The organism is Streptomyces sp. NPDC048751 (assembly GCF_043198595.1).
GTDB lineage: Bacteria > Actinomycetota > Actinomycetes > Streptomycetales > Streptomycetaceae > Streptomyces.
On the sequence record NZ_JBICUX010000003.1, the window covers coordinates 121,596 to 137,639 of the forward strand.

General features: G+C 72.4%; 9 protein-coding genes. 3 read left to right on the forward strand and 6 right to left on the reverse strand.

Translation table 11 applies throughout. From position 1 onward, the window contains the following. Window positions 1-180 precede the first annotated feature (180 nt). Window positions 181-372 (forward strand): antitoxin, encoded by a 192-nt coding sequence (locus ACGFNV_RS12160; RefSeq protein ID WP_393621667.1) that lies wholly within the window; start codon window positions 181-183, stop codon window positions 370-372. 157 nt (window positions 373-529) lie between these two features. Here ACGFNV_RS12160 and ACGFNV_RS12165 read toward each other — a convergent pair whose 3' ends face one another. After that, a complete protein-coding gene (locus tag ACGFNV_RS12165) occupies window positions 530-1,438 on the reverse strand; it encodes a hypothetical protein (RefSeq protein ID WP_393621668.1) in 909 nt (302 codons plus the stop codon). Window positions 1,439-1,565: 127 nt separating this feature from the next. Here ACGFNV_RS12165 and ACGFNV_RS12170 point away from each other — a divergent pair, with 127 nt between their 5' ends. Continuing rightward, entirely contained in the window at window positions 1,566-2,225 is a 660-nt protein-coding gene (locus tag ACGFNV_RS12170) for a WHG domain-containing protein (protein WP_393621669.1), read from the forward strand. A gap of 159 nt (window positions 2,226-2,384) precedes the next feature. Here ACGFNV_RS12170 and mfd read toward each other — a convergent pair whose 3' ends face one another. The 3 genes from mfd to ACGFNV_RS12185 form a co-directional block, all read right to left on the reverse strand. Then, window positions 2,385-5,918 (reverse strand): transcription-repair coupling factor, encoded by a 3,534-nt coding sequence (gene mfd / locus ACGFNV_RS12175; RefSeq protein ID WP_393621670.1) that lies wholly within the window; start codon window positions 5,916-5,918, stop codon window positions 2,385-2,387. Window positions 5,919-6,281: 363 nt separating this feature from the next. Beyond that, complete coding sequence (locus tag ACGFNV_RS12180) at window positions 6,282-8,861, reverse strand: ABC transporter permease (protein ID WP_393621671.1); 2,580 nt, start codon at window positions 8,859-8,861, stop codon at window positions 6,282-6,284. Then, window positions 8,858-9,646, reverse strand: a complete 789-nt coding sequence (locus ACGFNV_RS12185) for an ABC transporter ATP-binding protein (RefSeq protein WP_393621673.1) — start codon at window positions 9,644-9,646, stop codon at window positions 8,858-8,860. The genes ACGFNV_RS12180 and ACGFNV_RS12185 overlap by 4 nt, the downstream gene beginning before the upstream one ends. Before the next feature lie 458 nt (window positions 9,647-10,104). Here ACGFNV_RS12185 and ACGFNV_RS12190 point away from each other — a divergent pair, with 458 nt between their 5' ends. After that, window positions 10,105-11,655: an MFS transporter gene (locus tag ACGFNV_RS12190; RefSeq protein WP_393621675.1), complete on the forward strand. Its 1,551-nt coding sequence runs from the start codon at window positions 10,105-10,107 to the stop codon at window positions 11,653-11,655. Window positions 11,656-11,770: 115 nt separating this feature from the next. Here ACGFNV_RS12190 and ACGFNV_RS12195 read toward each other — a convergent pair whose 3' ends face one another. Continuing rightward, the gene (locus ACGFNV_RS12195; RefSeq protein WP_393621677.1) at window positions 11,771-12,655 is read right to left on the reverse strand and encodes a cellulose-binding protein; all 885 of its coding nucleotides are present in this window, start codon (window positions 12,653-12,655) and stop codon (window positions 11,771-11,773) included. Between the two features lie 189 nt (window positions 12,656-12,844). After that, window positions 12,845-16,036, reverse strand: coding sequence for an SUKH-4 family immunity protein (locus ACGFNV_RS12200; RefSeq protein WP_393621679.1), 3,192 nt, complete (start codon window positions 16,034-16,036; stop codon window positions 12,845-12,847). Between the last annotated feature and the right edge of the window lie 8 nt (window positions 16,037-16,044).

Genomic DNA, 16,044 nt, shown 5'->3' on the forward strand with positions numbered 1-16,044 from the left:
GCCCGGCCCCCGCACGGGCGGGGCGGTTTCTTCCCTGGTGCCCTCGTAAGGCCTGGGCACACCGTAGCGGCCGGGCGCACGGGGGCGTTGGGGTGGTCGGGGGCGCACCGGTCCCCGAGGCGCATTCTTCACATCTCGGGCGTATCGTCGGGTGTGAGTCACCTCCGGAAGGAGCTCTGCATGGGCATCTTCGACAGGTTCAAGAACCAGGCGCGGGACAAGGCCAAGTCCAAGGACATGTCCGACGCCGCGGAACGACGGGTCAACGAGAGGACGGGCGGGAAGTACGAGGACCAGGTCGACGCCGCGCAGCAGCGAGCTGAGGGCGCGCTCGGCATGGACCGCGACCGCGACCGACCCGACCAGCCGTAGGCCCCGACCAGCCGTAGGCCCCGACCAACCATGGGCCCGAGAACCAGCCGCCCGAGGGCCACCTCCCGTGGGCGGCTTCCCTCACGTCGTGGGCGGCTTTCCTCACGTCGGTCGCCGAGGCCGGCCTCGGCGACCGCTCACCTCGTGTCGGCTCGGCTCACACCTTCCCTATCCCCAGCGTCGATTCCGAAGGCAGCAGGCCGGAGCCGAGCACCGCGACCCAGTAGTCGCCGAGCAGTTCGTTGAGGCGGTCCAGGGCCTTCGGGTCGAGCGACTGCCAGGGACCGGCGGCCAGCTGGTCGGTGTGCTCTTCGACGCGGCGGCGCAACTCGCGGCCCGCCTCCGTGGCCGTACCGTCCTGGTGGACCAGGCCGCGGGCGGCGAGGCGATCTCGCGCGGCCGCCCATTCGTCCGCGCTCCAGCCGCGGCTTTCGAAGCGTTCGACGGAAGCGGCGCCTATCGCGGCGAAGGAGACGAGCGACTCGACGGGGTCCAGGCCGGCCACGAGGAGAGCGGCGAGGTGGCCGTCACCGCGGTGTTCCCGCAGGACGGTCGCCGCCTGCCACAGTTGCAGATGCGGTTCCTCGGGCCAGTCCAGCGCGGCATTGCCCGCGGCCAGCGGACGCCCCGCCGTGTCGGCCGCCTCCGCCACGCTGCGGGCCAGGGCGGCGGCCTCCGCCAACTCGGAGCTGTCGACACGGTCGCCGAACAGGGTGCGGTACGCGCGGTCCATGCCGCGAAGTCGTGCCTTCAGTACAGTCTCGGGGCCTGCCACCGACCACGCCGACTCCATGTACGCGGCGACCATGGCGGGCGAGAAGCTGTAGAAGGCGGAGGCCACCACCTTGCTGCCCACGGGGCCCAACGGCGCGGCGCGGAACGGGAAGTAGCTCGACCAGCGGTCCCCCGTGCCGTACCCGACTGCCGCCGCCTCCTCGAGAACCTCCGGGGCGAAGTACAGCACCGCGTGCAGGGGCTCCAGCAGGTGCCAGAGCTGACGCACCCGACCGGGCTCCACGACACCCGCCTCACCCGCGCCACCCGTCTCATCCACGCGTTCCGACATGACGTCTCCCCCTCGTCGCCCATCCGCTCAGCGCTGCGCAACGCCGCCCAGCACATAACTTGACACTGACAAGATTGCCCGAGCCATCCGAACTTGTCAATGCCTAGATTGCGCGTACGCTGAAGCCATGAGCCGCGCGCAGCCACAAGCCGAAGACCAGCCCGAAGACCAGCCCGAAACACCACGGATCCCTCGAAGCCCTCGAAGCCCCCAAGCCCCCCAAGGCCCCCAGCGCCCGTACCACCACGGCGACCTACGGCGCGCCATCCTGACCGCCGCGCTCGACGTCATCGCCGCCGACGGACCGTCCGCGCTGAGCCTGCGGGATCTCGCACGCCGCGCCGGTGTCTCGCACGCCGCGCCCGCGCACCACTTCAAGGACCGCACAGGGCTGCTGACGGCGATCGCGGCGGAGGGGTTCGGGCTGCTCGCGGCCACGATCGGCGGGGCGACGGAACTGAAGGACGCGGGTGTGCGCTACGTCCGCTTCGCGCGCGAGCACCCCGCGCACTTCCAGGTGATGTTCACGCCGGAACTACTGCGCGCCAACGACCTGGAGCTGACCACCGCCCGCACTCTCGCCGGCGACGCCCTGCGCGGAGCCGTCTCCGCCGTCCCCGCCGAGCGCCGGGGTGCCGACGCGCGCCTCGCCGGCATGGCCGCCTGGTCCCTGGCCCACGGCTTCGCCACGCTGCTCCTCAGCCACAACCTCGACGACCGGGTGGGCAGTCAGGACCCCGAGGAGGTCTTCCGCCACCTGGCGAGCCTGCTCTTCCGCTCGCCATGACAGCTCCGGCAGTCACCCCACGCCCCCAGCACCGACGCCGGGGTCAGCTCCCTGCGACCCCGACACCGGCCCTAAGAACCCCGCTCTCTGCGACCCTGACACCGGCCCCAAGAATCCCGCTCCCTACGACCCCGGCACCGACCCCACGAACCCCGCTCCCTACGACCCCAGCACCGACGCCAGGAACTCCCCCACCCAGCCCAGCAACTCCCGCCCGACCAGCGGCTTCCCGCCCACCTTCGCGGTCTTCGGGCGAGGCACCAGCACCTGGTGCGCGGCCGGCTTGATGACGGTCCCCGGGTACAGGCGCTTGAGGCGCAGTTCCTGGGACTCCCGCAACTCCACCGGTGCGAAGCGGATGTTGGTGCCCTGGAGGACGATCTCGCCGACGCCGCACGCGCGGGCGAGCATCCGCAGGCCGGCCACCAGCAGCAGGTTCTCCACCGGTTCGGGCAACTTGCCGTAGCGGTCGACGAGTTCCTCACGGACGGCCTTGATCTCCTCCTCCGAGTTGGCGGAGGCGATGGCGCGGTAGGCCTGGAGGCGCAGCCGCTCGCCGGGCGCGTAGTCGTGCGGGACGTGCGCGTCGACGGGCAGTTCGATCTTGACCTCGAGCGGCGGCTCCTCCTCGATCTCGCCGGTCTCCAGCTGGCGCCGGTAGTCCGCGACCGCCTCGCCGACCATCCGGACGTACAGGTCGAAGCCGACGCCCGCGATGTGGCCGGACTGCTCGCCGCCGAGCAGGTTGCCCGCGCCGCGGATCTCGAGGTCCTTCATCGCCACGTACATGCCCGCGCCCATCTCGGTGTGCTGGGCGATGGTCGCGAGCCGCTCGTGGGCGGTCTCCGTCAGCGGCTTCTCCGGCGGGTACAGGAAGTAGGAGTAGCCGCGCTCGCGGCCACGGCCGACACGGCCGCGCAGCTGGTGCAGCTGGGAGAGGCCGAAGGTGTCGCCGCGCTCCACGATGAGGGTGTTGGCGTTGGAGATGTCGATGCCGGACTCGACGATCGTCGTCGACACCAGCACGTCGAACTTCTTCTCCCAGAAGTCGACGACGACCTGTTCCAGCGCCGACTCCGACATCTGGCCGTGGGCCGTCGCGATCCGCGCCTCGGGGACGATCTCGCGCAGCCGGGCCGCCGCGCGGTCGATCGACTCGACCCGGTTGTGGATGTAGAAGACCTGGCCCTCTCGCAGCAGTTCGCGGCGGATGGCCGCGCCGATCTGCTTCTCCTCGTACGGTCCGACGAAGGTCAGCACCGGGTGGCGTTCCTCCGGCGGGGTGGTGATCGTGGACATCTCTCGGATGCCGGTCACCGCCATCTCCAGCGTCCGGGGGATCGGGGTCGCGGACATCGTCAGCACGTCGACGTTCGCGCGCAGCTTCTTCAGCTGCTCCTTGTGCTCGACGCCGAAGCGCTGTTCCTCGTCGACGATGACCAGGCCGAGGTCCTTGAACTTGGTCTCGGAGGAGAACAGGCGGTGCGTGCCGATGACGACGTCGACCGAACCTTCGCGCAGCCCCTCCAGGACGGCCTTCGCCTCGGTGTCGGTCTGGAAGCGGGACAGCGCCCGTACGTTGACCGGGAACTGCGAGTAGCGCTCCGAGAAGGTGCCGAAGTGCTGCTGCACCAGCAGCGTCGTCGGGACGAGGACGGCGACCTGCTTGCCGTCCTGGACGGCCTTGAAGGCGGCCCGCACGGCGATCTCGGTCTTGCCGTAGCCGACGTCGCCGCAGATCAGGCGGTCCATGGGGACCGACTTCTCCATGTCGTCCTTGACCTCGGCGATCGTGGTCAGCTGGTCGGGGGTCTCCGCGTACGGGAAGGCGTCCTCCAGTTCGCGCTGCCACGGGGTGTCCGTGCCGAAGGCGTGGCCGGGGGCGGCCATGCGCGCGCTGTACAGCTTGATGAGGTCGGCGGCGATCTCCTTGACCGCCTTCTTCGCGCGGGCCTTCGTCTTCGTCCAGTCGGCGCCGCCGAGCCGGTGCAGGGTCGGGGCCTCACCGCCGACGTACTTGGTGATCTGCTCCAGCTGGTCGGTGGGGATGTACAGGCGGTCGCCGGGCTGGCCGCGCTTGGCGGGGGCGTACTCCACCACCAGGTACTCGCGGGTGGCGCCCTGCACGGTGCGCTGCACCATCTCGATGTAGCGGCCGACGCCGTGCTGCTCGTGGACGATGTAGTCCCCCGCCTCCAGGGTGAGCGGGTCGATGGTCTTGCGGCGGCGGGCGGGCATCCGGGCGCCGTCGCGGCCGGCGGCCTTCTGGCCGGTCAGGTCGGTCTCCGTGAGCACGGCGAGCTTCAGCGCCGGGTCGACGAAGCCGTAGTCGATCGAGCCGCACGCCACGTGCACCACGGACGGGCTGAGCCGCTCCAGGTCGATGTCGAGGCGGGCGGCGATGCCCTCCCCGCCGAGCACCTCGACGGTTCTGGTGGCCGGGCCGTGGCCCTCGGTGACGAAGACGGCGCGCCAGCCGTCGGCGAGCCAGCCCTTGGTGTCGGCCAGCGCCCTCGCGGTGTCGCCGCGGTACGTCTCCGGGGCGTGCATGCCGAGCTTGAGCGTGTCCGCGTCGAGCTCTTCGTCGGCCGCGAACGGCGACACCGACCACCACATCATGTCCAGCTCTCGCGCCCGGTCGCGGACGTCCGCGATGGACCACAGGGAGGCCGCGCCGACGTCGATGGGCGCCTCGCCGCCGCCGGCGGTGGCCGCCCAGGACGCCTGCAGGAATTCCTGGCTCGTCGCCACGAGGTCGGACGCGCGCGTGCGGACCCGCTCCGGGTCGCACACGATCGACATGGCGCCCTTCGGCAGTACGTCGATCAGCAGCTCCATGTCGTCGACCAGGACCGGCGCCAGCGACTCCATGCCCTCGACGGCGATCCCCTCGGCGATCTTGCCGAGCAGCTCGCCCAGCTCGGGGTGCTGCTCGGCGAGAGCACGCGCGCGTGCGCGGACGTCGTCGGTGAGCAGCAGTTCGCGGCACGGCGGGGCCCACAGGCCGTGCTCCGCCACCTCCAGGGAGCGCTGGTCGGCGACCTTGAAGTAGCGGATCTCCTCGACGTCGTCGCCCCAGAACTCGACGCGCAGGGGGTGTTCCTCGGTGGGCGGGAACACGTCGAGGATGCCGCCGCGTACGGCGAACTCGCCACGCTTCTCGACGAGCTCCACACGCGCGTACGCGGCGGCGGCGAGGGCGTCGACGATGGCGTTCAGGTCGGCGGTCTGGCCCGTCCTCAGGGCGACCGGTTCCAAGTCGCCGAGGCCCTTGACCTGCGGCTGGAGGACGGAGCGGACGGGGGCGACGACGACGGAGACGGGGCCGGTCTCGGGGTCGTCGGGGCGGGGGTGGGCCAGGCGGCGCAGAACGGCGAGGCGGCGGCCGACGGTGTCGCTGCGGGGGCTCAGGCGCTCGTGCGGGAGGGTCTCCCACGAGGGGTACTCCACGACGCCGTCGGCCGGGAGCAGGGAGCGCAGGGCGGCGGCGAGGTCCTCGGCCTCCCGGCCGGTGGCGGTGACCGCGAGGACGGGACGGGCGGACTCGCGGGCGAGGGCCGCGATCGCGAAGGGGCGGGCCGCGGGAGGGCCGACCAGGTCGACGTGCATGCGGTTGCCGTCTGCGGCCGCCTTGATCGCTTCCGCGAGGGCGGGGTCCTTGACTACGGCGTCGAGCAGACCGTGCAGGCTCATTCGGGGGCGGCTTTCGTCCGGGGGTGGGCATCGCGGACCGCCCGACACGCGCTGCGGGCCGGGGGTCCATCCAGCGTACGTCGCTGACGGCGTGACCGTTGGGGGCTGTGGACAACCCTGGGGAGCGGGTGCGTGGTGTGTGTGCGGGCGTCGCGGTGTTCTCGCCCCCGCCGCCCCTACCCGTCCCGTCCCTGGGGGCCGCGCCCCCAGACCCCCGCTTCGGCCCTGAACGGGCCTCGTCCTCAAAAGCCGGACAGGCTGAACACACGAACGCACCCGGCGCCGAGAACCACCCCCGTGGATTCTCGGCGCCGGGCTCCCCCGTGGCCCCCGTGGCCCCCGAGGCCCCCGAGGCCCCGATCGCTACTCCGTCGCGATCGCGTTCAGTACGTTCATCCGGCCCGCCCGGAACGCCGGGATCAGCGCGGCGAACAGGCCCACGAAGGCCGAGCCGATGAAGACGCCCGTGATCGTCGGCCAGGGGATCTCCAGGACCGTCAGGCCCTGGAGGGCGAGGAGCTTCTGGGCGGTGGCGCCCCAGCCCAGGCCCAGGCCCAGGCCGAGGAGGGCACCGAAGAGGGCGATGACCACGGACTCCATGCGGATCATCCGGCGCAGCTGGCGGCGGGAGAGGCCGATGGCACGCATCAGGCCGATCTCGCGGGTCCGCTCGACGACCGACAGCGCCAGGGTGTTCACGACACCGAGGATGGCCACGATGATCGCCAGCGCGAGCAGGCCGTAGATCATGTTGAGCAGCTGGCCGATCTGGTCCTTCAGCGCCTGCTTGTAGTCGGTCTGGTCACGGACCTGGTACTGCGGGTAGTCGTGCAGCGCGGACTTCAGCGCCTTGTACGCGGTGTCCTGCTGCCCCTCCTTCGCCGTGGCGAAGACGACCGAGTCGAGCGGCATCTTGTCGGCGGGGACGTACTTGGCCAGCGTGGCGATGGAGGTGTACATCGCGCCCTGGTCGATGACGACGTCGCTGCTGGTGATCGCGCGGACCGTCAGCTTGGCGGTGGAGCCGTCCTTGAAGGCCACGGAGATCTTGGAGCCGATCTTGATCTTGTGGTCCTTGGCGAAGTCCTCGTGGACGGACATCGAGTCGGGCCGGTAGGCGTCCGCGAGCTTGCCGGCGACCGTCTCGGTGCGCACGTCGGTCGTGTAGGTCGGGTCGGCCGCGGTGACCGCGGTCTTGTCGAGCGTCTTGCCGTCGGGAGTGGTGAAGTCGGCCTGGGACCACTTGTACTCCGTGACCCGCTCGAGTCCCGGCGTCTTCTTCACGGCCTGGACGGCCTGCGGGGTGACCAGCTGCCCGCGGTCGTTCTGGATGATGAAGTCCGTACCGACGGTCTTGTCGAGCTCCTCGGTGGCCGAGGCGACCATGGAGGAACCGACCACGGACAGGCAGGCGACCAGCGCCAGTCCGATCATCAGGGCGGCGCCCGTGGCCCCCGTACGGCGCGGGTTGCGCAGGGCGTTGCGCTCGGCCATGCGTCCGACGGGACCGAACATCCGCAGCACGACCGCGCCCAGCACCCGGACCACACCGCCCGCGAGGAGCGGGCCGATGACCACGAAGCCGATCAGTGTCAGCACCACGCCCAGGCCCAGCCAGAGCGAGCCGTCCTTGGCCCGGTCGGCGGTGCCGGCCAGGTAGAGGCCGTAGCCGCCGGCGCCGGTGAGGAGGGTGCCGAGCAGCGCCCGGATCCGGCCGGCCTTGGCGTCGGCCGGGGCGCCGGCGTCGCGCAGGGCGGCCATCGGGGAGACCTTGCCGGCGCGCCGGGCCGGGAGGTAGGCGGCGAGGACCGTGACGACGACGCCGAGGACCAGGCCGATGACGGGTGTCGTCCAGGCGACGGTCAGGTCGTCGGTGGACAGGTTCATGCCGGTCATGCCCATGAGCTTCATCAGCCCGACCGCGAGGCCGACGCCCGCGCCGACGCCGAGCACCGAACCGAACACGCCGAGCAGCAGCGCCTCGGCCAGCACGGAGCGGTTGACCTGCTTGCGGGACGAGCCGATGGCGCGCATCAGGCCGATCTCGCGGGTGCGCTGGGCGACCAGCATCGAGAAGGTGTTGATGATCAGGAAGATGCCGACGAGGAAGGCGATCCCGGCGAAGCCGAGCATCGCGTACTTCATGACGTTCAGGAACTCCCCGACGTCCTTCTGGTTGGCGTCGGCGGTCTCCTTGGCGGTCTGCACCTTGTAGGCGCCGCCGAGTTCGGCGACGACGTTCTTCTTCAGCTGCGCGTCGGTGACACCGGTCGCGGCGGTGACGTTGACGTTGGTGTAGACGCCGGTCTCGCCGACCAGCCACTGCTGCGCGGTCTTCGTGTCCAGGTAGAAGATCGCGGCACCGGGGTTGGTGACGGTGAAGGCGGCGATGCCGGAGATCTTCGCGGTGTGGTTGCCGACCGCGCTGATCACGCCGAGTTCGTCACCGATCTTCAGGTGGTGCTTGTCGGCGGTGTCCTCGTCGACCATGACCTGACCGGAGGTCTTCGGCGCCGCACCCGAGGTGATCTTCATGGTGCGGGCTTCGTTGGCGTTCCAGCCGCCGACGATGGTCGGCGCGCCGCTGGAGGGCGACAGGTTGTCCTTGTCGGCGTCGACGACGGTCACCGAGGTCGAGAAGACGCTCCCCTCCGCCGACTTCACACCCTGGGCCCCCCGCACCTTGCCGAGGACGGCGGCCGGCATGACCGGCGGCTTGCCGTTGTCGGAGGTGGTCTCACCGGTGTCGGAGGCACCCTTGGCGCTGACGGTCACGTCCGAGGAGGTCGCCGCGAAGAGCTTGTCGAAGGTGGTGTTCATCGTGTCGGTGAACACCAGGGTCCCGCACACGAAGGCGACCGACAGCAGCACCGCGACCGCCGACAGGGCCATACGGCCCTTGTGCGCGAAGAAGTTGCGCATCGAGGTCTTCATGACGGTCATGACGTGCGCCCCCGGGCGTCGAAGTCCTTCATGCGGTCGAGGACGGCGTCCGCGGTCGGCTTGAACATCTCGTCGACGATCCGGCCGTCGGCGAGGTACAGCACCCGGTCCGCGTACGAGGCCGCCACCGGGTCGTGCGTGACCATCACGATGGTCTGCCCGAGCTCGTCCACCGAGCGGCGCAGGAAGCCGAGGACCTCGGCGCCCGCGCGCGAGTCGAGGTTTCCGGTCGGCTCGTCACCGAAGATGATCTCGGGGCGGGCGGCCAGCGCGCGGGCCACGGCGACACGCTGCTGCTGGCCGCCGGAGAGCTGGGTGGGGCGGTGCTTGAGCCGCTCGGCGAGCCCGACGGTCTCCACGACCCGGTCCAGCCACCCCTTGTCGGGCTTGCGGCCGGCGATGTCCATGGGGAGCGTGATGTTCTCCAGCGCGTTCAGTGTCGGCAGCAGGTTGAACGCCTGGAAGATGAAGCCGATCCGGTCCCGGCGCAGCTGGGTGAGCTTCTTGTCCTTCAGACCGGTGATCTCGGTCTCGTCCAGATAGATCTGACCGCTCGTCACGGTGTCGAGCCCGGCGAGGCAGTGCATCAGCGTGGACTTGCCGGACCCCGAGGGCCCCATGATCGCGGTGAACTGTCCACGGGCGATGTCCACGTCGACGTGGTCGAGGGCGACGACCCGGGTCTCCCCGGACCCGTACGCCTTGACGACCTGCCGCGCCCGCGCGGCAACGGCCGTACGCCCTCCAGTGCCCCCGTGCCTGGGAATGGTCACAGCCGATGTCACGGTATGTCTCCTATATCGGTCAGCGGTTGGGTGCACCGGTCCGCAGTGCGTGCGCCCTGCTCGTCGCTGCGGCGGTGCCGCGGTGCGGTGCTGTGGCGGTGCGCCCGCCGGTCGGTACGTCGCTCAGTCTGTCGCCGCGGGAGTGCCGGGCGCGCTGGTGCTCGGCACCCTCTTCACGGGGGGTTAACCCCACCCCCCGGTGGTGACGGTGGCCGCCCCCCGACGGCGTAAAGCCAGGTTAAGGAGCGCCCCCGTGCCGTCTCGTCCTCCGGCGGTACGAACCCTCCCCCAGCCGTAGTACGGAGGTACCCCTAGGGGCCGTCCACCACCGGGTGGAGCGCTTCTCGGGGTCGGCTCCACCCTTCGGTGCACCCAGCCTGCACCCTCCCGCCGCGTGAGGGTCAATGGGAAGCTGTCCGACGGCAGATAGATGCAAGGGGCACGGGAGGGGACTGCGGGTGAGCGGTACGACACCGGCGACACGCGACACCGCACGGCGCACGGCCACCGGCAGACGGGGCGCCGTCGTCGCCGCGCTCATGCTGTCGATGGCGTTGGCGGCCCTGGACTCCACCGTCGTCTCCACCGCCGTACCGCAGATCGTCGGCGACCTCGGCGGCTTCTCCGTCTTCTCCTGGCTGTTCTCCGGCTACCTGCTGGCCGTCACCGTCACCCTCCCGGTCTACGGCAAGCTCTCCGACACCTTCGGCCGCAAACCCGTGCTGATCGTCGGCGCGACCGTGTTCCTGCTGGGCTCCCTGCTGTGCGCGCTCGCCTGGAACATGGCGGCGCTGATCGCGTTCCGTGTCGTCCAGGGCCTGGGCGGCGGGGCGTTGCAGGGCACGGTGCAGACGCTCGCCGCCGACCTGTACCCCCTGGAGGAGCGCCCGAAGATCCAGTCCAAGCTGTCCACCGTGTGGGCGGTGTCGGCGGTCGCGGGCCCGGGCATCGGCGGACTGCTGGCGGCGTACGCCGACTGGCGGTGGATCTTCCTCGTCAACCTGCCGATCGGCGCGGTGGCGTTGTGGCTGATCGCCCGCCATCTCCACGAACCGCAACGGCAGTCGCGGCGGGCATCCCAGCCGCACACGCAAGCACGCCCCCACGCGCGCGTGGACTGGCCGGGCGCGCTCGCGGTGTTCGCCTGCGGCGGCGTCCTGCTGACCGCACTGGTGCAGGGCGGCGTGGCCTGGCCCTGGCTGTCGCCGCCCTCACTCGCCCTGTTCGCCACGGGACTGGCACTGGCCGCGCTGGTCGTGACCGTCGAACGCCGGGCGGCCGAGCCGATCATCCCGGGGTGGGTGTGGCGCCGCCGTACGATCGCCGCGGTCAACCTCGCACTGGGCGCGCTGGGGCTGCTGATGGTGGCCCCCACGGTCTTCCTGCCGACGTACGCGCAGTCGGTGCTGGGCCTCGGCCCGGTCGCCGCCGGATTCGTGCTGTCCGTATGGACGTTGAGCTGGCCCGTGTCGGCCGCGCTGAGCCAGCACGTCTACCGCAGGATCGGCTTCCGGGACACGGCGCTGCTCGGCATCGGCGCGGCGGCGCTCGTGCTGTTCGCGTTCCCGTTCCTGCCGTACCCGGGCGAGGCCTGGCAGCCGGCACTGCTGATGCTGCTGCTGGGCGCGACCCTCGGCCTCTTCCAACTCCCCCTGATCGTCGGCGTCCAGTCGACGGTCGGCTGGGCGGAACGCGGCACGACGACCGCGTCCGTACTGTTCTGCCGTCAGACGGGCCAGACCGTCGGCGCGGCGGTCTTCGGCGCGATCGCCAACGGCGTGCTGGCCGCGCGCCTCGGCGGCGCCGGCGACCTCGAGTCGGTCACCGGGGCCCTCGACACGGGCGCCGCCCCCGAATCCACCCGGCACGCCATCGCGGACGCCGTGCACGCGGTCTACCAGGGCGCGGCCTGCGCGGCGGCCCTGGCGTTCCTGGTCCTGCTGTGCGTGGCCCCACGCCGCTTCCCGGTGCTGGCAGATCCCGGCGAACGGGAGGGGGCTGCAAGCTGACGGCCCGACGGCGCTCCTGACGGCTGCTGACGGCAATGACGACTCCTCGCGGCGTTCTTGGTGTCGTCGGTGTTCTCAGTGTTCTCGGTGCTCTCGGTGCTCTCGGTGCTCTGGATTACTCCGCCACCCGTCCCGTCAGCGCCGTCAGGCTGCTGGCCACGTGGTCCATGTGCGCCTGCACTTCGTCCCAGCGCTCCGCGTGCTCGCGCAGCACCCGCTCCGTCTCCCGCGCGATGCGCTCCTCGCACGCCCGCGCCTCGGCCAGCAGCTCCGTGGCCCGGGCCTGGGCCTCCTCCTGCCGCCGCCGGGCCGACTCCTCCACCTCGGCGAACGCCTGCTTCGCCTCGGACAGCGCCGCCTCCGCCCGGGTCACCGACCGGGCGTGCCGCGCGTCCAGCTCGGCAGCCCGCTCGGCAGCCTCCCGCTCCACCTCGGCGATCCGCTCGGCGAACTCATTGCCCTGCTCGGAGAGCATCGCGGTGGTGCGCCGGCGCATCTCCCGCAGCGCGGCCAACGCCTCACCCCGGCTCTCCTTCACCTCCCGCCGGGCACTCACCCGGAGCTCGTCCGCCTCGGCCCGCGCCGCGAGCAACCACTGACGGGCGCGCTCCTCGGCCTCCGCACACAGCGCATCGGACTCCTCCTGCGCCCCCTGGCGTACCTCCAGCGCGTCCGCCTCCGCCTCGGCACGGCACTCCCGCGCCTCACACCGCGCACGCTCCCGCTCGGCCGCCGCCTCCTCCTCAACCAGCTCGAAAAGGCGCCGGGCACGCTCCCCCAGCGCCTCGTACGACTGCGGAGCGAGGTGTGTCACGGCCTCCCGCAGCCACTCCGCCTCCTCGTCCATGTCCCGGGCGAGCACGGTGAGACGGGCGGCCCGCTCCCAGGCGGCGTCACGATCGTCGGAGAGCGCCGCGACATACGCGTCGACCTGTTCGGGCCGATAGCCCCGCCCCCGGACGATCACGAAACCGTGGGCCGACACCGATGCGCTGCTCATCCTGGAACCCTCTCCGCCGGATCCATTTCGCGCACATCTTGATGGATCAGACGGAAGTGTCCATAACGCGACACTCCGCTTATAAGCCACGAACGCCTCTGCGAAGCACCGCATGAACGAGACACCGCATGAACAAGGGGCCGGCCCCGGTCACACGACCCGGCCCGGCCCCTCACCCGACAGCTGCCGTCAGAGCAGCCCGTCCCACATCTGCTCCAGCAGCACCGACCACCAGCTCTCCGGCGAACCGAGCGCCGCCGGATCGAGCGAGGCCAACTGGGCCTGGAAGTCGACGGTCCACCGGCCCGCCTGCTCCTGGTTCAGCCCGAACCGCAGCCGCCACATCCGCCCGAGCAGCGCCAGACACCGCGCGAACTCCGGCAGCCCCGTGTTCACGAACTGCGGCGGTACGGGCGCCCCGCCGGGCCCCGCCTCCACGGGCACGGCGACGATGTTCGCCGTGCCGTACTGCACGCAGATCGCCTTGCCGAAGTCCGTGCCCATCACGAGGTACGAACCCGCGTCCGGGGCCGGCTGCACCCCGCGCTCCTGCGCCAGCTCGGCCAGCGTCGGCACGGGCCGGTTGGGCTGGGCCTGCGCCCAGAAGAACGGGCCCATGTCCCCAGGCAGCCCCGCGACCACCAGCGTGTGCGCCACGATCGGCGGCACCCCCTGACGGGACACCGCGGCCTGCTCGAACCGGAACACCCCCGGCCCGAACGCCGCCGCCAGCTCCTGCGCGACACCCTCCGGCGGAATGGGCGGCACCGGCTGCACCGGCGGCAACGGCGCACGCACCGGCGCGGGGCGCGCGGGACCGTCGGCCACCTGGTGCAGCTCACCCTGGTGGGCCAGCAACTGCTGCATGCCCTGCTGCCGACTCGCGTGATCCGTGCCGTACGGGGCGATGCTCGTGATCCGCGCCTGCGGCCACTGCTCCCGGATCATCCGCGCACAGTACGCGCCCGGCAGCTCGCACGACTCCAGCTCCGTGTGCAGCTCCAGCACCTGGTCCGGCGGCACGTTCATGCCCCGCAGCTCGTGGTAGATCTGCCACTCCGGATGCGGCGTCCCCGGCTGGGAACGCCGGATCAGCTGCTGCTCGGAACCGTCCTGCGCGCGGTAGCGCAGCACGGCCTGATAACCCGGCCCGACCGTCGGCAGACCGGTCTGCTGCGGATAGCCGTACGCGGGCGGCGGCCCCCCGGGCCCAGGCTGCCCGGGCGGCGGAACCGCACCGGGGGGCATGGGGGGCTGGGGGGCGCCTGGCGGCACACCGGGCCCGTGCGCTCCGTGCGCTCCGGGCGCTCCGGGCGCTCCGTGTGCGCCGTGTGCGCCGGGTGCGCCGGGAGGAGCGGGTGGCGCACCGGGAACACCGGGCGCGCCATGGGCACCGGGCGGCGGGCCGGGCGGAACACCAGGAGCACCCGGGGCTCCGGGCCTCCCGGGGGCCTGCGGGGGCGGGGGCGCGCCCGGGCCGCCCACCGGGGGCGCGGCCAGCATGGTCTCGGCGTGGTGAACAGCACCGTGCGCGCCACCCGCGGAGCCGTGAGCGCCGGGGGCACCGGGCGCACCCGGGGCGCCCGGAGGCTGCGGGGCGCCGGGCCTGCCCGGAGCACCAGGTGCCCCGGGGGCACCAGGCGGGTTGGGGGCACCGGGCGCCCCCGGTGCCTGCGGGGCATGCGGCACACCCGGAGCGGCCGGAGGCTGAGGGACACCCGGGGCGCCAGGCGTGCCCGGAGCACCGGGGGCACCAGGCGCGTGCGGCGCACCGGGAGCACCAGGCGCACCCGGCACATGCGGCGCGCCCGGAGGCTGCGGCGGCGCGCCCCCACCCATCTGACCCGGATCGGCAAACATCGTGGCGGCATGGTGGACACCACCCGGAGGCGTACCCCCGGGAGTGTTCGGCGCACCGGGGACGTGCGGCGGAGCGGGCGTGCCGGGGCCACCCGGCGTACCCGGCGCACCCGGGCCGCCCTGGCCCTCGGGGCCGTCGGGGCCGAGCGCCGACACGAACTGCGTAGGCACATACCCCCCGGCAGGAGCACCCGGCGCCCCCGGCGCGGAGGGCGGCGGAGGCGTACCGACCGGCCGCGCCCCGGGCGTTCCGGGAGCACCCGGCGGAGGCGGCGGCGCCCCCCGCCCACGACGCGGAGGCGCCGCCTTGCTGGTCGCGGCATCGGCGATGTCCCCGGCATTCGGCGCCAACGGCCGCCCCGGCGCCCCCGGACCACCCGGCCCCTGAGGCGCCCCCTGCGGATACCCGTACGAGGGCGCCCCCGGAGCCGGAGCACCGGGCCCCGCCGGAGCCCCGGGCCCCTGCGGATACCCGTACGACGAAGCACCCGGCCCGGACGGCGGCGCACCCCCGCCCGAAGCACCCGGACCACCCTGGCCGGCCGCACCAGGACCGCCCGGCCCTTGCGGATACCCGTACGACGAAGCACCCGGCCCGGACGACGGCGCACCCGGCCCGGACGACGGCGGGCCGCCCGCCCCCGGCGTGCCCTGCTCGTCCACCGCCGGTGACACGGCCGTCCGAGGCAGCTGGCTGCCGCCCGCCATCAGCGCCGTCTTGGCGTCCGCAGCGACAGGCGGAGGCGTGTCGTCGCCGAGGTCGGACAGGGGCGGCGCGAACACGGTCGCAGGCAGCGGTACGGAGCGGTCCTCCCCCGCGTCGGCGTTGGTGTCCGTCCCAGCCCAGGGCGTCGCCCCGGCAGGCGCACTCGGCGCACCCGGCCCGTCCACACGCGCCCCGGCCTCGCCCTCCCCCGTGCCCGCGGCGGCCGGCCACGAAGCACCACTCCCCGGCGCCGCGGAAGCCGCACCGGACGAAGAGCCCGAGGACGAAGACGGCGAGGGAGAGGGGGACGGGACCGACGGCGACGGCGAGCCGAAAGGCACCCCGGCCTGCGTCTCAGGCAACGCCCCCGCAGCACCCGAGGCCGCCCCGGAAGAAGAACCCCCCGAGGAGCCCTCCTCAGCGGCCCCCCGCCGATCCGGAATCCCCAGCTTGTCCGCCGCCTCCTGCAACCACTCCGGCGGAGACAACAAGAACGACGTCTGGTTCAGGTCCACCCGAGCCGCAGGCGCCGGCGCCGCGTCGGCCGGGCCGTCCGGACGGCCGTACTCCTCCTCGTACCGGCGGATCACCTCACCCACCGGCAGCGCGGGCCACAGCGTGGCCTCCCCACTGTCCCGGGCGATCACCAGCCGCTGCGCACCCCCGTCCGAACGCGGCCCGTCCGCACGGTCCTCACCCCACACCACGAACCCGAGTTCGAACTCCCGCACCCGCACCTCACGATGCTGATACGCCGGAACATCCCCGTTGATCCACTCTTCCGCGCGCTCCTGCGCCTGCGCGAACGTCACCATCGCTGAGC

Excerpts from the sequence above, each read along its gene's own strand:
- ACGFNV_RS12165 (WP_393621668.1), bottom strand. The coding sequence starts at position 1,438 with ATGTCGGAACGCGTGGATGAGACGGGTGGCGCGGGTGAGGCGGGTGTC.
- mfd (WP_393621670.1), bottom strand. The coding sequence starts at position 5,918 with ATGAGCCTGCACGGTCTGCTCGACGCCGTAGTCAAGGACCCCGCCCTC.
- ACGFNV_RS12180 (WP_393621671.1), bottom strand. The coding sequence starts at position 8,861 with ATGACCGTCATGAAGACCTCGATGCGCAACTTCTTCGCGCACAAGGGC.
- ACGFNV_RS12195 (WP_393621677.1), bottom strand. The coding sequence starts at position 12,655 with ATGAGCAGCGCATCGGTGTCGGCCCACGGTTTCGTGATCGTCCGGGGG.
- ACGFNV_RS12170 (WP_393621669.1), top strand. The coding sequence starts at position 1,566 with ATGAGCCGCGCGCAGCCACAAGCCGAAGACCAGCCCGAAGACCAGCCC.
- ACGFNV_RS12200 (WP_393621679.1), bottom strand. The coding sequence starts at position 16,036 with ATGGTGACGTTCGCGCAGGCGCAGGAGCGCGCGGAAGAGTGGATCAAC.
- ACGFNV_RS12160 (WP_393621667.1), top strand. The coding sequence starts at position 181 with ATGGGCATCTTCGACAGGTTCAAGAACCAGGCGCGGGACAAGGCCAAG.